Annotated in this window: 23 protein-coding genes and 1 tRNA gene; 16 read left to right on the top strand and 8 right to left on the bottom strand. The window is 61.9% G+C overall.

Translation table 11 applies throughout. The features are described 5' to 3' along the window. Window positions 1-182: 182 nt before the first annotated feature. From H163_RS0116840 to lipB, 3 genes are all read right to left on the bottom strand, one after another. Complete coding sequence (locus tag H163_RS0116840; protein ID WP_019965783.1) at window positions 183-827, bottom strand: hypothetical protein; 645 nt, start codon at window positions 825-827, stop codon at window positions 183-185. Between the two features lie 320 nt (window positions 828-1147). Continuing rightward, window positions 1148-3163 (bottom strand): bifunctional metallophosphatase/5'-nucleotidase, encoded by a 2016-nt coding sequence (locus H163_RS0116835; protein WP_115336422.1) that lies wholly within the window; start codon window positions 3161-3163, stop codon window positions 1148-1150. A 180-nt stretch (window positions 3164-3343) separates the two neighbouring features. Next, entirely contained in the window at window positions 3344-4048 is a 705-nt protein-coding gene (gene lipB / locus H163_RS0116830; RefSeq protein WP_026355969.1) for a lipoyl(octanoyl) transferase LipB, read from the bottom strand. Window positions 4049-4191: 143 nt separating this feature from the next. On the opposite strand from lipB, the gene H163_RS0116825 reads away from it, so the two are divergent. Both H163_RS0116825 and H163_RS0116820 read left to right on the top strand, forming a co-directional pair. Then, on the top strand, window positions 4192-4458 hold the full coding sequence (locus H163_RS0116825) for a FliM/FliN family flagellar motor switch protein (RefSeq protein ID WP_019965780.1): 267 nt from the start codon (window positions 4192-4194) through the stop codon (window positions 4456-4458). A gap of 217 nt (window positions 4459-4675) precedes the next feature. Then, window positions 4676-4760 (top strand) — tRNA-Leu (locus tag H163_RS0116820). A gap of 5 nt (window positions 4761-4765) precedes the next feature. Here the strand turns inward: H163_RS0116820 and H163_RS24455 are convergent. Continuing rightward, complete coding sequence (locus tag H163_RS24455) at window positions 4766-4930, bottom strand: hypothetical protein (RefSeq protein WP_019965779.1); 165 nt, start codon at window positions 4928-4930, stop codon at window positions 4766-4768. On the opposite strand from H163_RS24455, the gene H163_RS0116810 reads away from it, so the two are divergent. From H163_RS0116810 to H163_RS0116775, 8 genes are all read left to right on the top strand, one after another. Next, complete coding sequence (locus H163_RS0116810; protein WP_019965778.1) at window positions 4920-5237, top strand: YARHG domain-containing protein; 318 nt, start codon at window positions 4920-4922, stop codon at window positions 5235-5237. The two genes, H163_RS24455 and H163_RS0116810, sit on opposite strands and share 11 nt — an antisense overlap. 171 nt (window positions 5238-5408) lie before the next feature. Continuing rightward, the gene (gene mgtE, locus H163_RS0116805) at window positions 5409-6884 is read left to right on the top strand and encodes a magnesium transporter (RefSeq protein ID WP_019965777.1); all 1476 of its coding nucleotides are present in this window, start codon (window positions 5409-5411) and stop codon (window positions 6882-6884) included. Window positions 6885-6975: 91 nt separating this feature from the next. After that, the gene (locus H163_RS0116800; RefSeq protein WP_019965776.1) at window positions 6976-7374 is read left to right on the top strand and encodes a MerR family transcriptional regulator; all 399 of its coding nucleotides are present in this window, start codon (window positions 6976-6978) and stop codon (window positions 7372-7374) included. A 27-nt stretch (window positions 7375-7401) separates the two neighbouring features. Continuing rightward, window positions 7402-7848, top strand: coding sequence for a PaaI family thioesterase (locus H163_RS0116795; RefSeq protein ID WP_019965775.1), 447 nt, complete (start codon window positions 7402-7404; stop codon window positions 7846-7848). Window positions 7849-7873: 25 nt separating this feature from the next. Next, a complete protein-coding gene (locus H163_RS0116790) occupies window positions 7874-8323 on the top strand; it encodes a GNAT family N-acetyltransferase (protein ID WP_019965774.1) in 450 nt (149 codons plus the stop codon). Between the two features lie 36 nt (window positions 8324-8359). After that, window positions 8360-9532, top strand: coding sequence for an isovaleryl-CoA dehydrogenase (locus tag H163_RS0116785; RefSeq protein WP_019965773.1), 1173 nt, complete (start codon window positions 8360-8362; stop codon window positions 9530-9532). Window positions 9533-9716: 184 nt separating this feature from the next. Beyond that, entirely contained in the window at window positions 9717-10946 is a 1230-nt protein-coding gene (locus tag H163_RS23760; protein ID WP_019965772.1) for a GGDEF domain-containing protein, read from the top strand. A 147-nt stretch (window positions 10947-11093) separates the two neighbouring features. After that, window positions 11094-11708 carry an ATP-dependent Clp protease proteolytic subunit gene (locus H163_RS0116775; protein WP_174234532.1) on the top strand — a complete coding sequence of 205 codons (615 nt, stop codon included), beginning with the start codon at window positions 11094-11096 and terminating at the stop codon, window positions 11706-11708. 69 nt (window positions 11709-11777) lie between these two features. Here the strand turns inward: H163_RS0116775 and H163_RS0116770 are convergent, their stop codons facing one another. Beyond that, on the bottom strand, window positions 11778-12185 hold the full coding sequence (locus H163_RS0116770; protein WP_147290407.1) for a hypothetical protein: 408 nt from the start codon (window positions 12183-12185) through the stop codon (window positions 11778-11780). Window positions 12186-12426: 241 nt separating this feature from the next. Here H163_RS0116770 and H163_RS0116765 point away from each other — a divergent pair, with 241 nt between their 5' ends. Then, window positions 12427-13254, top strand: coding sequence for a YdcF family protein (locus H163_RS0116765; protein ID WP_019965769.1), 828 nt, complete (start codon window positions 12427-12429; stop codon window positions 13252-13254). Between the two features lie 96 nt (window positions 13255-13350). Then, window positions 13351-14595, top strand: a complete 1245-nt coding sequence (locus tag H163_RS0116760; protein WP_019965768.1) for an adenylate/guanylate cyclase domain-containing protein — start codon at window positions 13351-13353, stop codon at window positions 14593-14595. Here the strand turns inward: H163_RS0116760 and H163_RS24050 are convergent. Continuing rightward, a complete protein-coding gene (locus H163_RS24050) occupies window positions 14478-15236 on the bottom strand; it encodes a DUF599 domain-containing protein (RefSeq protein ID WP_115336557.1) in 759 nt (252 codons plus the stop codon). The two genes, H163_RS0116760 and H163_RS24050, sit on opposite strands and share 118 nt — an antisense overlap. Before the next feature lie 263 nt (window positions 15237-15499). On the opposite strand from H163_RS24050, the gene H163_RS24915 reads away from it, so the two are divergent. Further along, window positions 15500-15634, top strand: a complete 135-nt coding sequence (locus H163_RS24915) for a hypothetical protein (protein ID WP_256387621.1) — start codon at window positions 15500-15502, stop codon at window positions 15632-15634. 84 nt (window positions 15635-15718) lie between these two features. On the opposite strand, the gene H163_RS23060 is transcribed toward H163_RS24915, so the two are convergent. Then, window positions 15719-16672, bottom strand: coding sequence for an NAD-dependent epimerase/dehydratase family protein (locus H163_RS23060; protein WP_147290408.1), 954 nt, complete (start codon window positions 16670-16672; stop codon window positions 15719-15721). 117 nt (window positions 16673-16789) lie between these two features. On the opposite strand from H163_RS23060, the gene H163_RS0116740 reads away from it, so the two are divergent. Further along, window positions 16790-17224 carry a DUF1489 family protein gene (locus H163_RS0116740; protein WP_019965764.1) on the top strand — a complete coding sequence of 145 codons (435 nt, stop codon included), beginning with the start codon at window positions 16790-16792 and terminating at the stop codon, window positions 17222-17224. Between the two features lie 110 nt (window positions 17225-17334). Then, window positions 17335-18018 (top strand): DnaJ domain-containing protein, encoded by a 684-nt coding sequence (locus tag H163_RS0116735; protein WP_019965763.1) that lies wholly within the window; start codon window positions 17335-17337, stop codon window positions 18016-18018. Window positions 18019-18033: 15 nt separating this feature from the next. Here H163_RS0116735 and H163_RS0116730 read toward each other — a convergent pair whose 3' ends face one another. Further along, entirely contained in the window at window positions 18034-19662 is a 1629-nt protein-coding gene (locus H163_RS0116730; protein WP_019965762.1) for a D-alanyl-D-alanine carboxypeptidase, read from the bottom strand. A gap of 354 nt (window positions 19663-20016) precedes the next feature. On the opposite strand from H163_RS0116730, the gene H163_RS0116725 reads away from it, so the two are divergent. Then, window positions 20017-20349, top strand: coding sequence for a phasin family protein (locus tag H163_RS0116725; RefSeq protein ID WP_019965761.1), 333 nt, complete (start codon window positions 20017-20019; stop codon window positions 20347-20349). Window positions 20350-20407 lie beyond the last annotated feature (58 nt).

The following is a 20407-nucleotide window of genomic DNA, read 5'->3' as shown; positions in this document are numbered from 1 at the left end:
CGGCAGGCGCCGCCGCCCTTTCAGGAAAACCTGCAGGCCAAGGGCTCAGATAAGAAGAACGGTAGCGGCCGCAGTGGCTGCATACAAACTCTTGATGAGTTTCACACACCGGGAGTTGGTCAGGCCTGTGCTGCGCCTGTGCAATGCCAAGGCGTGATGCGTCAGCATCGAAAGCCTTGATATTACGCGTCTCCGAGGCTCTGCTCGCGGATGGCCCGGGCACGCTTCGCGATGGCGCTCATGTTGTCTTCGTCCTCGTCCGCTTTTGCCTCCCGGCTGGCGCGGGGCTGTTTGACCTCGATGTGGCCCGTGTCTTCCTGTTCCGCAGCATAACGGGCGGAGCGGGGCAGGCCGAAGCGGTCACGCAACTGCGTGACGATTTCTTGCGTGCCGCTGCCTGTTTCGAAGCTGCGGTAGGTGAGGGGGACGCGCTGGCCCGCGATGATCATAACCGGCCGCTGCCAAACCTTGCGGGACATGAAATTGTGCAAGGGGCCAGCCTTCTCGGCGATGACATTTTCCAGGCTGGAAAGCTCATAGCGGCCGCTGCCCAGCAGCCGTCCGGAGGGCGTGCGGTGTTCCAGTAGCAGTTTGTTGCCGTGCGTATCGAAGATCACCCGGGTGCGGGCCGTCTGAAGGTGAAGCCGCAGAATGATGGAGCCGGAAATCAGACTGGCGAGAGCCGCCGGCCAGATGCTGTTCGCCATCAGGCTTCCCACAACACAGGCAGCCGCTCCGAACCCGATGATGACCATGGCGACGCGCGTCTGGGTCCGGTCATCATGGATGTATTCGGTACGCGTGGGGCTTGGTGACACCAGGTCCATGAGCGGCAAAGATCTCCGTAAAGAGGTCGCAGGCGGCGTAAATTCGTGCCCGCCCCCAAAGTTGCCAGCACAAAATTCAGCAGACCCTTGCTATATATGCTGATGAACCTTGCGGCAGGCTTGCGCCGCAGCCCGGGTTTCCGGTGTTTTGCACAAGGGCATGCTTTGCCTGATGCAGATCCGAAGGGCCGGGCGCGAGGGCATCATGCCCTGAGAGCGATGAGGCGCCGCTGGTGCTGTCCGGGGGGGGGGCTCCCGGACAGCTTGTTGGGATGCGGGTCTTGCGCCGCAAAGGCTTGCGCACTTCAAGGCGCGATGCGTCAGCCGATGGCAAGCCGCCCGTCAAGTCGGGCGCCGGTTTCTGCTGAAATGACCTTCAGGTCACGAATATGAGCAATGATCTCGTTGCGGTACACGAGGCCCGTATGGTCGTAATCGAGCTTGCGAAGATCCATGCTGGGAATATCGCCGGGCACGCCGCCGGAGACCGGTTTGCCATTCCAGGCTTCCCCAAAGGCTCCGAGCGAGACATAGGTGTTGAATGCCACCTTGTATGTCTTGTCGAGCACGTCCCCTATGGGTGTGCCGGCGATCGTGACATCCACGGCCTTGGCCTGTGCAGCCGAGGCCCCGAGGTCAACCCGGTAGCGCAGGGCGCTCGAGAAATGCAGAAGACCGCGGGACACGAACTGGGTGAGGTCCAGCGTGCCTGCCGTCAGTTCCTCTGGCCGCACGAAGCGCTTGGCATTGTTGTCCAGCATCTCGAGGATCTGCGCACCCGTCATGGTGGCGACATGCACATTGTCCGCATAGGGCATGACATCATACCAGGCCTTGAACGTCAGCGGACCCTGGCTGATGCCGGTCTGCAGGCCGGTGGCATTGAAGAGAGCAATGTCGATCTGGCCTCCCGGGAACGTCGAGGAGCGCTGGACCAGAGCGTCATTCATGAAATTGGCGATGGCCACTTCACGGATATAGCGGTCTGCGAGGGTGCGCTCGGTCGAGACGAGTTCATCGCTGGCAACCTGACCGATCTCCTCGGCCAGTTTGGAATCGAGGGCCTTCAGCAGCGGTGCAATGGTCTCTGCCTCAAAGGCAGCGTCATAGTCCCCCTCATGCTCCAGAGCGGCATAGGACGGCTCATCCGCCTTGACGCGGTCGTCGCGGTTCTTGACCGGATGCAGGCTGACGGACGAGAACCAGGCCTTGCGGCCGTTCTCGGCCGCGATGGACATGCTGATGTCGCCCAGGAACTTGCCGTTGGCTTCGGCCTGCGCAATGAGAACGCCCTCGACAACATTGTCCGTGTCGATGCCGCCGCTGTTGAGCATTGTGTGTGAGTGGCCGCCCAGCAGCACAATCGGCTTGCTGGTCAGAGGACCGGCCGCAGCCGCAATGTCCAGGTCGCCTTCGCCGATCATGCGTGCCGCACCGGCCTTGCCCGACCGGTGCGAGCCTGAACCAAAGCCGCAGTGAGACAGGATCACTACGACGTCACAGACCTCGGCGACAGCCGGCAGCACGTTGCGGATGGCCTCCACCGGGCTCGCGACGGCAAGGCTGGGGTCGGAGGGCTGGCCAACGCGGGTGTCCACGGCAGTGGTCAGGCCGATGAAGCCGACACGCAGGCCCTTGGCCTCGGCAATGGCGGCGCAGACATAATCCTCATCGCGGGCGAGGAAGGCCGAGCCATGCACATTGGCCGAGAGCACCGGGAAGGTGGCATCGCGCTTCAGCCCCATGCGCAGCAGCTCCGCACCACGGTCGAACTCGTGGTTGCCAAGAACGGCGATGTCGAGGCCGGCGGCGGAATAGGCGCGGTATGCCGGATCGGTGACGAAGTCTTCCGGGGACCAGCCGACAAGTTCATCAAACACCGAGCCGGTGTGATCATCGCCAACGGATACGAAGAACACAGCTTCCGAGTCGCCGGCACCTGCGCGGGTCTCACGAACCAGCTTGACCATCTGCGACAGGCGGTGCGTGTCGCCCTTCTTGCTATGCTGGTCGGTCAGGTGGTTGTGCATGTCGTTGAAATGCATCAGGCGCAGCACACGGCGTTCGCCCGGAGCGAGCGAAGGGGCAGGCACCGGATTGCCGGTTTCCGTGACGATGGCGCGGACTGGACCGGCCAAAGGATCGCCCTTGAGCAGGAACAGGCGCTCGAATGCGCCCTGGGGATTCGGGGTGGCCGGGCTCATCAACAGTTCGCCAGATCCCGCAGCGGCATTGGCGCGGAAGACGATCATTGTGGACAGGGCGGCAACGCCTGCGGCGGCTGTGGCCGACTTGAGAAAGCCGCGGCGGCTCATGTTTTGTGCAGTCGTAGACATGAGATCTACTCTCCTGGGTAGTACTCGCGAAATAGCGGGCCGCGAAGAGCTATGATCTATGATTGAACTTAATGTGACAGGTTTTCCGAAGTTCTGGTTTTGAAATATATTTTTCTAATTAAATAAATATCGCCTACCTCTGGCGAATTTATTTGATTAGGCGGCTTTCAATTCACCGGGTTATCTGGCTGATGCGCCAAACAGCTTTTCAAATTCCTGCCGCAGAACAATATCGACCTCGGGAAGCGTCACCGGCAGGCCCAGATCGACAAGGCTGGTCACGCCGTGCTGCGCCACGCCGCAGGGTACGATGCCGGAAAAATGCTCCAGATCCGGGTCGACATTCAGGCTGATGCCGTGGAAGGTGACCCACTTGCGCACGCGGATGCCGATGGCCGCGATCTTGTCCTCCACCTCGGGCCCCTTGTCCGGGCGGCGCACCCACACGCCCACCCGGTCCTCCCGCCGCTCGCCGCGCACATGATGCTGCCAGAGCGAGCCGATGACCCAGGCTTCCAGCGCCGCGACGAAGGCGCGGATGTCCTGCCGCCGTCGCTTCAGGTCCAGCATCACATAGGCGATGCGCTGGCCCGGCCCGTGGTAGGTATATTGCCCGCCGCGCCCGGCGTCATAGACGGGGAACCGGTCCGGCATCAGCAGGTCTTCGCGCCTTGCGCTGGTGCCGGCCGTATAAAGAGGAGGGTGTTCCAGCAGCCAGACGCATTCATCTGCCTCGCCCGCCGCAATCGCCTCGACGCGCTTCTCCATGAAGGCCATGGCCTCCTCGTAGGGAACTGGCTCGTCCGATATGCGCCATTCCACCGCCGGGCTGCCGGGCAGGGGATGAAAATCGGGGACGAGTTCGGAACGGCCGGTGATCTGCATGGGGTCAGGCTGCATTGGCGGTGGCTTTGCGCCCTGTGGTCAGGCTAAACTGAGGGAAAGGCAAGATGCCGGAGGGGCCTGAACAGGTCCACGGCGTCAGGATTGCAGACTTGTACAGGCGGAAGGCCGGACGGAAAAGCAAAATGGCCACATTCGATGACATTACCGTCGACATTTCCGTGGTGCTGGGCACGACACAGATGCCGGTGCACCAGCTGTTGCGCATGGGGCGTGGCGCCGTGATCGACCTGGATGTCGCCGAAGAGGATGACGTCAGCATCTATGCCAATAACACGCTGGTGGCCAAGGGGCAGGTAGTGCTGCTGGGCGAGCGGATCGGCATCTCCATTACCGAGGTCCTCATGCGTGCGCCGGAAGTCCGGCCCATGCGCACCGATGGTCCATTGTGAGTGTGCAGGCCGTTCGGGTAGTTTTGTTCTGTTTGCCATGCCCGTGTTTCTCCCTGGAAATCCGTTGAATTTCCGGGGCTTGGATAAAAAGTTACCCACAGGCTCGCGGCATTTTCGGACAGATTCAAAATAATGCGATGATGCCCCTTGCGCCCCAGAATCCGATTTGCTACATGGGGCGCCTCGACGCTGATTGCGCCGGGGAAATGAAGAAATCGCGGTCGTGGCGGAATTGGTAGACGCGCAGCGTTGAGGTCGCTGTGGGGCAACCCGTGGAAGTTCGAGTCTTCTCGACCGCACCATTTCTTCAAAAGGCTAACAGCCGCCGGTGGGAAACCTCGGCGGCTTTATGCTTTTCCGGCTGGTGCAGCGGTTCCTCCTTGTCTTTGCCTGCCGCCGCATCCTTGCCACAAAACCCGTGTGTTTCTGGATATGCAGCCTGGCAAAAGGGGAGGTTCTCCATGCGGCGCATAGGCTTTGCCATCCTGATCGTGATGCTCGGCGGCATGCTGGCCGGATTTGTTTCGGCCGAGCAGCGGCGCAACATGCAGAAGTCCCCTGAGGAACTGGAACGCCTTGCCTGCGATCAGCTCTGGTATCTGCGCGAGAAGATCCGGGCCGATGGCGGCGTCTGTCCGCGCGGTGAGCGCGAGCAGCGCGCCTTTTTCCGCAACAGGAGATGCCTGTCGCCGGATGAAGGGATTCTGGCCGCGCAGGTGAGGGATTATCTGGCTGCTGTCCGGCAGGTGGAGGCCCTGAAGGGCTGCCAGCCGGGTTGAGCCTGCCACCTGTCCATCCGCTATGGTGCAGTGCCGCAACCGGCATGTGAAAACTTGCTGCCAGAGCCTGAAACAGTCCGGTTTTCAATAGCCAAAGCAGCCTAAGACAGCTAGGTGTGAGGCGCGGGCCGCTGCCTCCGGCCCACTGTGTGCGCATGACAGGAGGGAGCCATGACTGACGCCGGCAAAAACGACGCAGGACCTGACCTTGCCCCTGTTTCCCCGCACCCGGTGACGCCCGGCGAGGGGCCAGAAACACCTCAGCCGGCGGACGCTGGAATCCCCGTTCATGGTGAAGATGGCTGGCTCAACGAGGCCTTCATCCGGGCTGTTGCCGAAGCTGTTGCAGCGCAGGATGAGGAAGCGGTTCGGACGCTTGCCGGTGATCTGCATGAAGCGGATGTCGGCGAGCTGATTGATGCGCTGCCGGAATCCGACCGGCCGGTATTCGTCCGTCTCATGGGCGATCTCTTCGACTATGCCGCGCTGACGGAAATGGATGAGGCGGTGCGCGTCCGCCTGCTGGAAGAGCTCCCTGCGGCCGACATCGCCGAAGGTCTTGGCGAGCTTGATTCGGACGACGCGGTCTACATTCTGGAAGACCTTGATGCGGAAGATCAGGCGGCGATCCTCGATGAGCTGCCGCTGTCCGAGCGTGTCCAGCTGGAACGCGCCCTTGATTATCCGGAAGACAGCGCCGGCCGGCGCATGCAGTCCGATTTCATTGCCGTGCCGCCATTCTGGACGGTGGGGCAAACCATCGACTATCTGCGCGAGGACAAGGATCTCCCGGACACGTTCTACGAAATCTATGTGGTCGATCCCGGCTTCCGGCTGGCCGGTGCCGTGTCTCTGGACAGGATCCTGCGCACACAGCGCGCTGCGAAGATCTCCGATATTTTCGAGGAGGATCTCAAGCGCGTGCGCGCCACGGATGACCAGGAAGAGGTGGCCCGCCTCTTCGAGCGCTACAATCTGGTCTCCGCCGCCGTGGTGGACGAAAGCGGCCGGCTGGTCGGCGTGCTGACGGTCGATGACATCGTGGACGTCATCCAGGAGGAGGCCGAAGAGGACATGCGCGCCCTTGGCGGTGTGGGTGATGAAGAGATTTCCGATACGGTGATCACCATCGCCCGCTCGCGCATTGTCTGGCTGATCGTCAATCTGGGCACGGCGCTTCTGGCGGCCAGCGTGATTTCCATGTTTGAAGATACCATCGAGGCCATGGTGGCGCTGGCAGTGCTCATGCCCATCGTTGCGTCCATGGGCGGCAATGCGGCCACGCAGACCATGACGGTTGCCGTGCGCGCGCTGGCCACCCAGGAACTGGACACCCGCAACATCTGGCGCGTGTTGCGCCGTGAGGTCATGGTGAGCGTCATCAACGGCATGGCGCTGGCCACCCTGATGGGGGCGACGGCTGCCATCTGGTTCGAGATGCCCGGCCTTGGCGTCGTCATCGCCGCTGCCATCATGGTCAATCTGGTCTGCGCCGGGCTGGGCGGTCTGCTGATCCCGGTCACGCTCGACAAGCTGAAGGCGGATCCGGCCATCGCCTCCAGCGTGTTCGTCACGATGGTGACGGATGTGATCGGCTTCTTCGCCTTCCTCGGCATTGCCGCGCTCTGGTTCCGCCTGCCGCTTTGATTTATTTTAACTAACTGAAAAATATAGATATAAATCATCAGATTGACTTTAACGTAAAAGTCCATGAAGCTAGCCGCAGCATGGAGGCTTCATGGAACCGCGGCTCTATACGATCACCCAGTTGACGCAGGAATTCGGGATCACCACCCGGACCTTGCGCTTTTATGAGGCGCAGGGGCTGATCACGCCGCAGCGGCGCGGCCGCCAGCGGCTCTACAAGCCCGCGGACAGGACGCGGCTGAAGCTGATCCTGCGGGGCAAGCGCCTCGGCTTCTCGCTGACCGAGATCAGCGAAATCATCGGCATGTACGGCAAGGCGCCGGGGGAGGCGGGGCAGCTGCAGCTGCTCATGCGCAAGATTGCCGAGCGGCGCGCCGAACTCGAAGAAAAGCGCAATGACATCGAGCTGACGCTGGCGGAACTCGCCGACGTCGAGCGCGGCTGTCTGACGCGTCTGCAGGAACTGGGCGTGCCGCGGGAAAACGGCTGAGGCGCTGGACCGGGGAGGAGGAAGACCATGACAGCATTCGAGCCGCGCGATCCGCACTGGGAGGAAAGGGTCCGCAGCAGCTTTACCCGCCAGCCCTTCATGGGTCATCTGGGCGCAAGCCTCAGCCATCTGGCCCCCGGCGAGGTGGATATCGAGATGCCGCACCGGGCCGAACTGACCCAGCAGCACGGGTTTTTCCACGCCGGTTCCACCACCTCGATTGCCGACAGCGCCGCTGGCTATGCCGCCCTGTCGCTCTATCCGGCCGGCACCGGCGTGCTCAGCACAGAATTCAAGATCAACCTGCTCAATCCCGGCAAGGGCGAGAAGCTGGTGGCGCGCGGCCGTGTCATCAAGCCGGGCCGCACGCTGACCATCTGCCGCTCGGATGTCTATGGCGTGACCGGGGAAAGGGAAATCCACGTGGCCACCGGCCTGTTCTCGATGATCTGCCTTGAGGGCGTCGAGGACTGAAGATCTGCAAGGCAAGTGAGGACCCATGACGCAAGCCGCAATCACCATCCGCCCGCTTCAGCCGCAAGACCATGCCGAATGGGCAGCGCTGTGGAAGGCCTATCTCGTCTTCTACGAAACCGAAAAGCCCCAGTCGCAATATGATCTCAACTGGTCGCGGCTGATGACCCCGGACGAGGATCCGCATGGGCTCTGCGCTGTCGATGAAACCGGCCGGCTGGTCGGCATCGTCCACTACATCTTTCACCAGTCCTGCTGGACCGAAGGCCCTTACTGCTATCTGCAGGATCTTTATGCCGACCCGTCCGTGCGCGGGCGCGGCGTGGGCCGGGCGCTGATCGAGGCGGTCTATGCCGCGGCCGATGCAAAAGGTGCGCCTTACGTCTACTGGCTGACCCAGGAATTCAATGCCACGGCCCGCCAGCTCTACGACCGTGTCGGCAAGGTCACCCCATTTATCAAATACACACGCTGAACGGCCGGGAGGGCCGGGCGACTGGAGGAAAAGCCCATGATCCGCAATGACTTTCCGTCATTCAACTTCAACCTCGGCGAAACGGCTGACATGCTGCGCGACAGCGTGCGCTCCTATTCGCAGGACCGCATCGCGCCGCTGGCCGCCCGCATCGACCGGGACGACTGGTTCCCGCGTGAATTGTGGCCGGAAATGGGTGAGCTCGGCCTGCACGGCATCACGGTGGAAGAGGACTGGGGCGGGGCAGGGCTTGGCTATCTGGAGCACTGCATCGCCATGGAAGAGGTGAGCCGGGCCTCCGGCTCGATTGGCCTCTCCTACGGCGCCCATTCCAATCTCTGCGTCAACCAGTTGCGCCGCTGGGGCAATGAGGATCAGAAGAAGCGCTATCTCGGCAAGCTGATCAGCGGCGAGCATGTGGGCGCGCTGGCCATGTCCGAGCCGGGCGCCGGTTCGGATGTGGTGTCGATGAAGCTCAGGGCCGACAAGAAGGGTGACCGCTATGTGCTGAACGGCACCAAGATGTGGATCACCAACGGCCCCTGCGCCGACACACTGATCGTCTATGCCAAGACCGATCCGGCAGCAGGCTCGCGCGGCATCACCGCCTTCCTGATCGAGAAGGGCTTCAAGGGCTTCTCCGTGGCGCAGAAGCTGGACAAGCTGGGCATGCGCGGCTCGGAGACCGGCGAACTCGTCTTCGAGGATTGCGAGGTGCCGGAGGAAAATGTGCTGGCCGAGGTGGGCAAGGGCGTCAACGTGCTCATGTCCGGGCTGGATTATGAGCGTGCCGTGCTGGCGGCAGGCTGCATCGGCCTGATGCAGGCGGCGATGGATGTGGTCATCCCTTACGTCCACGAGCGCCAGCAGTTCGGCGCCCCCATCGGCACCTTCCAGCTGGTGCAGGGCAAGGTGGCGGACATGTATGTGACCATGAACGCCACCAAGGCCTATGTCTATGCGGTGGCGCAGGCCTGCGACAGGGGCGAGACCACGCGGGAAGACGCAGCCGGTGCCATCCTCTATGCCGCAGAAAACGCGACGAAGGTGGCCCTGGATGCGATCCAGCTTCTGGGCGGCAACGGCTATATCAACGACTATCCCACAGGCCGGTTGCTGCGCGATGCCAAGCTTTACGAGATCGGGGCAGGCACCAGCGAAATCCGCCGCATGCTGATCGGCCGCGAGATCTTCAACAAGACCGCCTGAACGGTCAAGGCTGGGGCGCCCGCTTGCGCGGCCCGTTTGGAACGCGGGCGCTTCGGCCTTGATTCATCGGGTGATGAAAAAACCTCAACAGCCTGAACTGATTTAACTTCCTGCTAAATCCTGCAAGCCTAACGTCGCTCGGGATAAGGCGCAGGGGATTTGTTTGACCATTGATACTCCATCAATGCTGATTGTTTTCGCCTGCCTTTTTTTAGCCGGCGGACTTCAGCTTTTCCGTCAATGGCGGATTGAACGTGAGCACTCCGGCATTCTGCTCTGGTCTGTCAGCCTGCTTGTGCGCGTGCCCGGCTTTGCTTTGCTGGCCTTGCGTGAAAGCCTCACGGGGCTCTGGGTGCTGCATCTGGGCCATTCTCTCCTCTGTCTGGGGGCGGGTCTTGGCTATGCGGCAACCCGCCATTTTTCAGGCCGCCACACGTCGCTGCTCGCCATGCTCACGCCGATCATCCTGTGGAATGGTCTGTGTATCATTCCGGGTTTCCTGGAAAATGCGACGCTGCGCCTGACCTCCCTGTCTTTCATTCTCATGTTCGTTTCTGCCGTCACAGCCTTCGAGTTCCTGCGTGCGGTGCTTTTGTCGAAGCCGGTGCGGATGGTCTTCCTGATGCTTTTCGCTGGCGCGGCGCTCATGCACGCATCCCGCATGCTCCTCATGATCACCGCGCCCGAGACAACGCAGTATTTTTCCAGCCTGGGCGCGCATGGCAGCGTGTCTCAGTTTCTGGCCGCCATCCTTCTCTCTTCGGCGGCCATTCTGGCCAGCGTGATGCTTTTCCGTGACGGGCAATTGCAGAATTTGCGGCGTGAGGCGGAAGAGGACGTTCTGACCGGGCTTTTGAACCGGGGCGCATTCCGCAGCGCCGCTTTGGCTGCACTTGTGACAGCCCGCCGGGAAGGCGCTCCTGTCTGCATGATCCTGTGCGACATTGACCACTTCAAGACGGTCAATGACCGGTTCGGACATGCTGGTGGAGATACGGTGCTGCAGGCCTTCAGCCAGTTGATGCGGGACCGGCTGGGGCCGCACGGGTTGACCGGCCGTATTGGCGGGGAGGAGTTTGCCTGCCTGCTGACGGGTGAGTCCGCGCTCGCAGCATATGGACTGGCCGAAGGGCTTCGCGTGCACACCCGCGTTCTGTCCATGCTTGGCGGCAACCCCGGCTTCAGGATCACCGTTTCGACAGGAATCGGCATCATGCCGGTCAGCGATGCCGACGTGGATGGCCTGTTGCAGCGCGCGGACTGGGCGCTTTATGCCGCAAAACGCAGGGGACGCGATTGCGTCGAGGTTGACGGTCAGCACGGCATAGATGCTGCAGGCGGCAAGGGCGCCGCGCCGTCCCCAGCCATTGTAGTGGCCGGTACCAGTGACTATGCGCCCGGCGCACAGTCCTGAAACCACCGGCGTGTTGCCCAGTTGATAACCCTTGTGTGTCTAAATGCGTGTCTTCATTGCGGGGCGGCAGCGCTTCGCTTAAGTATGGGCCTATGAGAACCCGTGCCGGCCCTGCCGGCGCACCGTGACAATGGAGCTTTCCTGCGCATGAGCAATTATATGAATCCGGTGCCGGCCCGCCTTGATGATGACGAGGACGAGAAGACCAAGACGCCGCAGTCGGTTCAGGTCGACAAGCATCTGTTCGATGCGCGCACCGTCCTCATCACCGGCCCGATCACCCAGGAACTGGCCCGTGACGTCTGCGCCCGCCTGCTGGCTCTGTCTCAGGTGTCCGGCGACCCGATCACGGTCATCGTGTCTTCGCCCGGCGGCCATGTCGAATCCGGCGACATGATCCACGACACCATCCGCTTCATCCGCCCGGAAGTGCGTATCCTCGGCATGGGCTGGGTGGCGAGCGCCGGCGCGCTGATTTATGTGTCGGTACCGAAAGAGCGCCGCTACTGCACCAAGAACACCCGTTTCCTGCTGCATCAACCGTCCGGTGGTGCCGGCGGCATGGCGACCGACATCGAAATCCAGGCCCGCGAGATCATCAAGATGCGCGACCGCCTGAACCAGATCTTCGCCGATGCCACCGGCCAGCCGATCGCGCGCATCGAGAAGGACACCGACCGTGACTACTGGATGAGCCCGGAAGAGGGCATCGCCTATGGCCTCGTCGGCAAGGTCGTCAGCAGCGCTGATGAAGTGAAGTAATCAGGGCTCTTGCCCTGACAAGCGAAAGCCGCCGGTTCTGCCGGCGGCTTTTTGCATTTGCAAAGATGATCAGAAGGATCGCGCCTGTAACTGGGGCCGTTCCTGAACCCGCGCGGGATGCGGCTGACGAACCGCATGATGACGGATCTGTTCCAGCGCGGCATGCACCTGCGGCCGCAGTCCGGCCGTTTGCGGGCGCAGCGTCAGCTCCTCAATGAACATGTCCCGCACTTCGTCAAAGGCTGAATGCGAGTTGCAGATGTAAGAAAAGGCATGATGAATGGCTGGCCCTTCATAAAAGGGCGCACCGCCAAACAGGAAGATCAGGAATTCCGTCAGATCTTCGCGAAGCAATTCGGCCTGATGCGGCAGCATGACGTCTGATGGCTGTGAGGTGTTTGGCAGACGCATACTCAAAACATGCCGCACCGCACGCTCAATGACGGAACGTCCGCCCAGTTCGATATAAAGTGTCATATCTCTGCCCCTTGCTGAAATGCCCAGTGTCCAGCCGGGTGTGAGAGTGCGTCAGGTGACTTTGCTGGCCTGTGATCTGGGTCACGGCTTGCAGCAATCCATTAAAATTGTCAGAAATGACAGGCTGAGGCGCACCCGGCAGGGGATCACCCCGTTTCCTGAGGTTTTTGCCATGCAGCGGCCAGTGCGATGCGCTACAAGCGGCGCGGGGGTGGTCAACAGGAGCGAGGCGGACGCGGACATGGAACTGGCTGAGAACGTATTTTTCTATCTTTCCAAGATTGCCTTCTTCTTCATGCGTCCGTCGAATTTCATCCTGCTTGTTCTTGGCGCCGGTTTTTTCTGCCTGCTTGCCGCCCGTCTGCGCAAGGCCGGGGTTTTCCTCACCGGTGCCGGCATCTTCCTCTATGTTCTGGTTGGCCTTTCGCCCTTCGGAAACATGATCACCGTTCCGCTGGAGGACAGGTTCCCCGCCCCGGAAACGCTTCCGGACGAGGTAAGCGCCATCATTGTTCTGGGCGGCGCGCTCGACACGACGATTTCAAGCTCACGGCCCTATCCCGGGATCACCATGGCGGCCGAACGCCTCACGGTGGTGCCGGAGCTGGCACGGCGCTATCCGCAGGCGAAGGTTGTCCATTCGGGCGGGGAGGGCCTGCTCTTTGCCAGTGCCACCACCGAGGCCGTAGCAGCGGAGCGCGTGTTTGAAGGCTTCGGCATCGATCCGAAGCAGATCGTGATGGAAGACCGCTCGCGCAACACCTGGCAGAATGCGGTGGAAACACGGGCTCTGCTGTCGCCGCAGCCGGGCGAAAAGTTCCTGCTGGTGACGTCTGCCTATCACATGCCGCGCGCCATGGGAGTGTTCCGGCAGGCGGGCTGGGATGGTGTCATCGCCTATCCGGTCGACTGGCGCACCCGTGGCCCGCAGGATATCTGGCGCCCGTTTGGCTCCTCGTCCGAGGGCTTCCTGCGGGTGGATATCGCCGTCAAGGAATGGGTTGGCCTTGCCGTCTACTGGATGAGCGGGCGCAGTTCGTCGCTGTTTCCCTCGCCTGAGGATCTGTAGAGCCGGTGTGAACGCACTGGTGACGTGCAAGCCATCTTCCCAATGCGCTTCCGGGCTCCTATCTTGAGGACTTGATAGCCGGATACGGAGACTCCGATGTCTTTCGAGGCGCCGCTTGCTGCGGCTGACATCATTCAGTGGCTTTATGGAGAAGCGGTCGAGCTGCAGGACACCCAGGAGCTCGTCCGTTATCTGGGGGAGCGCCTGCGCGATGCGCGCATTCCGGTCGACAGGATCAGCACGGGCATTGCATTGCTGCATCCAAATGTGCGCGCGGAAAGCGCCCTGTGGACCAGTGACGGCCACACGGAACTGCGCCGCTATGTGGAAGCGCCCGATCTGCAGGCGTCCTATGACCGCAGTCCGCTCAAGGTTGTCTACATGGAGGGCCGCTCTGTCCGCATCCGGGTGACGCCGGAGCCGGAGGAGGGCGAGTACGGCATCTTGCCCGAGCTGCGGGACGGGGGCTTCAAGGACTACATCGCCATGCCGATGCCGTTCTCGGACGGCACCACAAAGGCGCTGACGCTGGCAACCCGTTCGGAAGCCGGTTTTACGCCCGCCCATCTTGCCGTGTTTGAGTCCATCGCACGGCCGCTCGGGCTGATCTGCGAGCTGAACACCCTGCGCCGGACGGCAGCAACGCTGCTCGACACCTATGTGGGGCCGCGTGCCGGGTCCCGCGTGCTGCAGGGCAGTATCAAGCGCGGCGGCGGCGAACTGATCTCGGCCGTGATCAGCTTCGCCGACCTGCGCGGCTTCACGATCCTTTCCAACCGGTTGCCGGGCGAAAAGCTGATCGAGCTGCTCAACACCTATTTCGGCGCGATGGCCTCGGCTGTCGAGGCGCAGGGCGGTGAGGTGCTGAAATTCATCGGCGACGAAGTGATGGCAATCTTCCCTTATGAAACTGCTGACGAGGCGCAGGAGGCCTCGCGGCGTGCTGTTTTTGCGGCACAGGAAGCCGTGATGCGCATCGCCGATGTGAACCGCAACTGCTGCGCGGAGAATCCGGAAATCAAGGTGGGCATCGCACTGCATGCCGGTGATGTGTTCTTCGGCAATGTGGGCAGCGAAACGCGGCTGGATTTCACTGTCGTCGGCCCGGCCGTCAATCTCGCCTCGCGCATTGCCGGCCTTGCCAAGGCTCTCGACCGGGAAATCCTCGCCTCGGAGGCGGTTGCCGGAATGCTGGGGTGCCAGAGCGGAAAGGTCGGCACCTATTACGTGAAGGGGTTCGACGAGCCGGTTTCGGTCTTTTCTCCGCCGTTGGGCGGTTCGCCCTGTGCCAGCCCTTGCAGCGATGCCATGACGGCCGTGCGGGCATTCGACGCGAACTGACGGCGCAGCAGCACCGCGACAACGGAGACAGTGGTGATGATCAGGCCCCACGGGCCTGCCAGCCAGCCGAGAAAACCGATCGAGAAAAACAGGGCTCGCTGACCCCGGTTGAAATGCCGTCCTGCCAGCGCATTCAGCCGGGCGGCCTTGTAGGAGGTGTTCAGGATCACGTCCTTGTCGCCCGTGACCGCGTCCGGCACCGACCCCATGACGATGCTGGAGTAGTTGAAAAGTCTGTAGGCCCAGCCGAACTTGAAGAAGGCATAGGCGAAGATCAGCATCAGGCCGATCACCTTGATTTCCCAGACGGTGCGATTGTATTCGATCGGCACCGAGAGATCGCCTGCGACCTGCAGGATACGCTCCGTGCCATTCAGCAGAGTGAAGGAGCCGCCGATCGCCAGAAGGGCGGTGGAGGCAAAGAAGCTGGTACCCTGCTGCAGCCCGGTCAGGATCGCCGTGTCCATGATCCGCACCTGCCGCAGTGCCATGGTCCGCATCCAGGCGAAGCGGTACTCCTCCATCATTTTGGACAAGGTGCGCTCCCGCAAGGGGGACAATTCCACAAGGACATTGAAGCCGAGCCAGGTGGCCAGAAAAATGCCAAGGGCGATGAGATCCATTGTGGACAGCGCTGCCATGAAATTTTCCCAAACGTTTCCGGAACCTTGCCAAAACCTTGCCGGAATCAGGCAGTGATCCGGATTATCCAGAATTATCAGATGCATGAGAGAGAGGCACAAGTCCATGGCCCATCATGCAATTTTCCAGGAATGCATAGCCGTCGCAGCAGCTATCACGATTTTGCGCTTGCGAAGGCGTTAGCCCTTAATTAAATATCATGCCGCAAAGACGCCATATTTGAGGCAAGTGCCTTATGGCGTTCCCACAGACAAGGGTTTTCATGGACGAAAACGTACAGAAGTCCTGCTGGGGCGTCACCGCGTGGACGGTGATCGTTCTCGGGGGCATGCTGGCTTTGGTCATGCTGTTCGCTGATGCAGAAACTGCCAAGACGGCGGTCGCAATCGCGGGATAACAGCCCCAGATGTCCAGGAAGAAGGCGCGGCTCAACACCGCGCCTTTTTTCATGGGCACATGGGCTTTCTGTGTGCCGTGCCATTCAACTGGCGGCAGGCCCGGGCGTTTCCCGCTTCGGAAGCGGGGAGGGCAGAGGACCGGCGGCGATGCCGACAAGGCTTTCAAGGCTTGTGCGCTTCGGCGCCCAGCCCAGCATCTTGATGGCTCTTGCGGGGGAGACGGTCTGCGAGCGGCCATAGCCTGCCTGCCAGTCGAGCCGCGGGTCATCCGGGCTCCCGTTCAGGTCCTCAAGCGTCACAGGTGCTCCGCAGGCTTCGCCCACAAGTCCGGCAATCTCGCCAACCCGTGCAGAGCCAATGCCCGCGCCGAACAGGCTGAGGCGGAACTGGGGTGAATCGAGCGCCAGCAGATAGAGCTCCGCCAGATCATCCGCATCCACAAGCGGCCAGAGCGTGTCTTCCGTTGCCTTCGTATGGAAGGGTTCTCCGCTGCAAGCCGCTGCTGCCATTTCTGCCAGAGGCCCGGCATCCGGGCCGCAGACCAGAGCGGGATGAATGACGGCGACACCCATGCGCTGCACATTCTGCAGGGACCGGATGATCTCGGCCGAATGGCTGAAAGCGGGCAGCGGTTCAAAGGCGGTGCTTTCGCTCAGCACCGCTTCACCGGAGGGCGGGAAAAGCCAGATGCCGCCGGTATAGACCAGCCGCGGCGGTGCTCCGGCCTGCAGGCAGGCCTGCCGCATGACGGCAGCAAAATGCCGTTCCGCTGCCGCAGGACCGCCAGCCGCGTGAATGATCCCCTTGCAGGACAAGGCGCTGTGGATCCACGTTTCCGGTTCTTCAAGATCACCCGGCACGGGAATGGCGCCGAGGCTGTCGATTTCTTCCGCGCTGGCGCTGGAACGCGCAAGCGCCGCAACACGCCGCCCGTCCTGGCGGAGACGCCGCAGGATCGCGCTGCCGATGAGGCCGGTGGCACCGGTAAGGAACACATCCATGTGATCCAGTGAAGCTGCTTCGCCGGGGGATGGCAAGCCTGTTCATCCTGCCTGTGCAAAAGCCCCCTTCTGAGAGCCTCTTCAGGCCATGCTTCCCGGCGGCTGTTTCTTTGCCCCTTTACCGGGGGCGGGAGGCTCTGCTAGGCACGGGGCATGGCACTTCATCTGGTAAAGCTCTGTGTCGGCGCGGACAGCGTCGAGGACCTTCAGGCGTGGATCGATTTCCGCATGGATCAGCTGCGCGCAGCCGGGCTGCCGGCCGAGCAGACCCATACGACGCGGATGATCCCGACCCGGAAGGAAGAGCTGCTGGATGGCGGCTCGCTTTACTGGGTCATCAAGGGCTTCGTTCAGGTGCGGCAGATTCTGACGGATATCCGCCCCTTCACGGACGAGGCAGGTGTCAACCGCTGCGATCTGGTGCTGGAGCCAAGGCTGATTCTGACCCAGATGCAGCCCCGCCGCCCGTTCCAGGGCTGGCGCTATCTCAAGGACAGCGAGGTCCCGGCCGACATAAAGGGTTCCCGCACTGGCGGTGACATGCCCGAGGAAATGCGCCGGGAACTGGCTGAACTCGGGCTTCTCTAGCTCTTTGCGGCAGCCGGGCTCCAGGGCACCGGGCTTGCGCAGGCGGCAGAGACTCTTGCAGGATGGGGCAGGGCCGGATAGTCCGGCAGTGACGCACCCGGGATCCCTTTATGCCGTATCTGCTGCTTGGCCTGCTGTTGCTGGCTGTTTTCCTGCTGGCCGGAAAATCCTTCACCTCGGCCTCTCCGAAGCTTCTGGCGCGCAGAACCCGCGCTCTGGGCGGCATCGCCCTGCTGGCCGTTGCGGCAATCCTGGCGTTGACTGGGAGGATCGGTCTGGCGGCGCTTGCGGCCAGTTTCGGGGCGCCGCTCCTCGGCTGGGCTTTGCCCTGGCAAAGGGGGCGTCTGCGCATCGGACGGCAGGAAACGCCTTGGCTCGTTATGGAGCAGGATGGGCAGAGCGGGGAAGTGCGGGGAGCGGTGAAGGCCGGGCGTTTCGCGGGCCGTCCCCTGAACTCGCTTCAGTCCGGCGAGCTCAGGGACCTTTGGGCAGAGCTGGCGGCAGATCCCGCCAGCCGCAGATTATTTGAAGCTTACCTCGACGGCCGGCTGCCCGGCTGGCGTGTACACTTCGAGGCGGATGCCGCAAACCGGCATCGCGGCACGGCGGGCCCGGGCGCCATGACAGATGAGGAGGCCTACCAGATCCTGGGGCTTGCGCCCGGCGCCGGCGAAGCGGAAATCCGAGCTGCGCACCGCAGGCTTATGAAGCGGCTCCATCCCGACCACGGCGGGACGACCTTCCTGGCTGCGAAACTCAACGAGGCTAAAGACAAGCTTCTCAGAGGACATTGATCCCACCCCACGCAGTTACTGATAGATGGTGTAGCAATTGAACTTCGCACGCTTGAGCGACTGGCAGGCAGCTTGTGCCTGGTTCTTGTCCTGGAAGCCGACAAAACGGGCGCGGTACATGGTCTGGCCTTTCGCCGTTACTTCCTCGGTATAAGGGTCACGGTTGCGCAGGGCTGAACCGGTGGCCGACTGTGCCTTCTTCAGCAGGCTGATGGCTGCTGTTTCCGACACGGCTGCGCCGATCTGAACCTGCCAGCCGGGAGCGGCGTCGGCGGTGTTGTTGGTCGCCACGGTCACTGTGGTGCTTTCGCTGGCCGCAGCGCGCGCCGGCTTGTGCGAGACGGTTTCCGGTGCCGGAACCGTTTCCACCGGAGCGGATTCGATCACGGCAAAGGCAGCAGCCACGCGCGGCGCGGGCTGCGGATTGAGGCCCGGACGGATCGTGGACGTTTCAACCACGATGGCCGGAGCCGGAGAGGGCAGCGCGACATTGCCGTCAGCAGAAGCAACCTGGACTTCCTGCTGCGGCTGCACGACCGTGCGGGCAGTGGCCACGGCTGGAGCCGGAGCCGGAGCAGGGGAGGGAACCGGAACGGGGGCGCGAGCAGGAGCAGCAGCCTGAACCGGAGCCTGCGGCGCAGGTGCCGGAACCGGCGCCGGAGCATCTGCGGCAGAGGCTACGGCAAAGGGCAGCACAGCCGGTTCGGTGTCGGGCTTGCTGTTCGGCACCGGTGCACGGAGCGGGGCATTGACCCGGATCGGAGCGGTCGGCTTGGCTTCAGCCACGACTGCCGAGGACGTGTTGTGAACCAGCAGCGGTGCACTGCGCGGGCCACGGCTTGCCTTGGGCATATATTCGTTGATCAGCTTCACCATCTGCGCATCGCGCGAACGGCCTGTGGTGCCACCCATGACGACAGCGACGATCTGACGGCCGTCACGTTCCACGGAGGTGACCAGATTGAAGCCGGAAGCGTTGATGTAGCCGGTCTTGATGCCGCTCACGCCAGGAACTGCGCCCAGAAGGCGGTTGTGATTGCCGTGGGTACGGCCCTTGTAGGTGAAGGAGCGGGTCTTGAAGAGTTCGAAATGCTTCGGGAAACGGTCCTGGATGGCGCGGCCGAGCGTTGCCATGTCACGCGCGGTGGTGCGCTGACCGGCATTCGGCAGGCCATGCGGGTTCTTGAAGGTGGTCTTGCTCATGCCGATCTGACGGGCCGTACGGGTCATGCGGTCGGCAAAGCGGGCTTCGGAGCCGCCGATATTCTCGGCGACGACGGCCGCCACGTCGTTGGCCGACTTTGTCACCAGCGCCAGGATCGCATCCTTGACCTGAATCGTGGAGCCAGGCCGCAGGCCAAGCTTTGAGGGCGGACGTGCCGCCGCATAGGCGGAAACCTTGAGCGGCGTGTCCATGCGCAGGCGGCCCGCCTCAAGTTCCTCGAACACAATATAAAGCGTCATGACCTTCGTCAGCGACGCGGGAAAGCGCAACTCGTCCGCAGCGGCGGAATAGAGCGTCTTTCCGGTTTTTACGTCGACCACAATCCCGGCATATCTCGAATTCTGCTGGGCGATGGCCGGGCTGACCGACAGGCTTAGTGCAATGGCAACTGCACCAATGGCGCGTCGTGCAAATCTCATGAAAGAGGATGCTGCGTGCAAATCAGGCATACTAACCGAACTCTCAACTTCCCGTTCTGGGTTTAACCAAGCCGGAAGGGATCGGTCTCCGTCACGCAGCATCTGCGCATGACGCGAGCAATCGTCCCAACGCTCCCCGTGAACCCACCTTGCCCGGAACGCGGTTACAAATGAGTAAAGCCGTTAGAATTTTAATCGCTCGTGAACCCTAACGATATGCCTACGTAGTGTCCGCTATATTGCGGTGCAAAAAAGAACGTTGACATTGTTGTGCATTGCGTCATTATTAGGCAACCCGACGCGAGACGCGCCGATCAAGATTTCCCATTGCGGATCCACGAGCGAGGGCAGGACATGATGAACAACTTTGAAGACATCCAGAAGCTGGGCAAGGAAAACATGGACCAGGCCATGCAGGCTGCTGGCAATGTGACCAAGTCCCTGCAGGCGATTGCTGCCGAGATCGCTGACTTCCAGAAGAAGTCCTTCGAGGACAGCTCTGCTGCGATGGAAAAGATCGTGTCCGCCAAGTCCCTGGACAAGGCTTTTGAAGCTCAGAGCGAGTTCTTCAAGACCAGCTACGAAGGCGTTGTCAGCGAGATGACCAAGATCGGTGAAATGTACACCGACATGGCCAAGGATCTGTACAAGCCTTACGAAGGCATGTTCTCCAAGTTCGGCAAGTGAGCTGGCCGGCGCTGTAACGCGCTGCCTCTGTGAAACGTGAAAAGGCCTGGCTGCACGG

It is taken from the genome of Pannonibacter phragmitetus DSM 14782, assembly GCF_000382365.1.
Classification (GTDB): Bacteria; Pseudomonadota; Alphaproteobacteria; order Rhizobiales; family Stappiaceae; genus Pannonibacter; species Pannonibacter phragmitetus.
This window is presented reverse-complemented; position numbering and strand designations above follow the sequence as displayed.

Bases quoted from the DNA above. Each gene is read 5' to 3' on its own strand.
- H163_RS0116770 (WP_147290407.1), bottom strand. From the start codon at position 12,185: ATGACACTTTATATCGAACTGGGCGGACGTTCCGTCATTGAGCGTGCG.
- H163_RS0116810 (WP_019965778.1), top strand. From the start codon at position 4,920: ATGCGGCGCATAGGCTTTGCCATCCTGATCGTGATGCTCGGCGGCATG.
- H163_RS0116825 (WP_019965780.1), top strand. From the start codon at position 4,192: ATGGCCACATTCGATGACATTACCGTCGACATTTCCGTGGTGCTGGGC.
- H163_RS0116740 (WP_019965764.1), top strand. From the start codon at position 16,790: ATGGCACTTCATCTGGTAAAGCTCTGTGTCGGCGCGGACAGCGTCGAG.
- H163_RS0116735 (WP_019965763.1), top strand. From the start codon at position 17,335: ATGCCGTATCTGCTGCTTGGCCTGCTGTTGCTGGCTGTTTTCCTGCTG.
- H163_RS0116725 (WP_019965761.1), top strand. From the start codon at position 20,017: ATGATGAACAACTTTGAAGACATCCAGAAGCTGGGCAAGGAAAACATG.
- H163_RS0116800 (WP_019965776.1), top strand. From the start codon at position 6,976: ATGGAACCGCGGCTCTATACGATCACCCAGTTGACGCAGGAATTCGGG.
- H163_RS0116785 (WP_019965773.1), top strand. From the start codon at position 8,360: ATGATCCGCAATGACTTTCCGTCATTCAACTTCAACCTCGGCGAAACG.
- H163_RS0116760 (WP_019965768.1), top strand. From the start codon at position 13,351: ATGTCTTTCGAGGCGCCGCTTGCTGCGGCTGACATCATTCAGTGGCTT.
- H163_RS0116730 (WP_019965762.1), bottom strand. From the start codon at position 19,662: ATGAGATTTGCACGACGCGCCATTGGTGCAGTTGCCATTGCACTAAGC.
- H163_RS24050 (WP_115336557.1), bottom strand. From the start codon at position 15,236: ATGGCAGCGCTGTCCACAATGGATCTCATCGCCCTTGGCATTTTTCTG.
- H163_RS0116790 (WP_019965774.1), top strand. From the start codon at position 7,874: ATGACGCAAGCCGCAATCACCATCCGCCCGCTTCAGCCGCAAGACCAT.
- mgtE (WP_019965777.1), top strand. From the start codon at position 5,409: ATGACTGACGCCGGCAAAAACGACGCAGGACCTGACCTTGCCCCTGTT.
- H163_RS0116840 (WP_019965783.1), bottom strand. From the start codon at position 827: ATGGACCTGGTGTCACCAAGCCCCACGCGTACCGAATACATCCATGAT.
- H163_RS0116795 (WP_019965775.1), top strand. From the start codon at position 7,402: ATGACAGCATTCGAGCCGCGCGATCCGCACTGGGAGGAAAGGGTCCGC.
- H163_RS0116835 (WP_115336422.1), bottom strand. From the start codon at position 3,163: ATGTCTACGACTGCACAAAACATGAGCCGCCGCGGCTTTCTCAAGTCG.
- H163_RS24915 (WP_256387621.1), top strand. From the start codon at position 15,500: ATGGACGAAAACGTACAGAAGTCCTGCTGGGGCGTCACCGCGTGGACG.
- H163_RS24455 (WP_019965779.1), bottom strand. From the start codon at position 4,930: ATGCGCCGCATGGAGAACCTCCCCTTTTGCCAGGCTGCATATCCAGAA.
- H163_RS0116775 (WP_174234532.1), top strand. From the start codon at position 11,094: ATGAGCAATTATATGAATCCGGTGCCGGCCCGCCTTGATGATGACGAG.
- lipB (WP_026355969.1), bottom strand. From the start codon at position 4,048: ATGCAGATCACCGGCCGTTCCGAACTCGTCCCCGATTTTCATCCCCTG.
- H163_RS0116765 (WP_019965769.1), top strand. From the start codon at position 12,427: ATGGAACTGGCTGAGAACGTATTTTTCTATCTTTCCAAGATTGCCTTC.
- H163_RS23760 (WP_019965772.1), top strand. From the start codon at position 9,717: ATGCTGATTGTTTTCGCCTGCCTTTTTTTAGCCGGCGGACTTCAGCTT.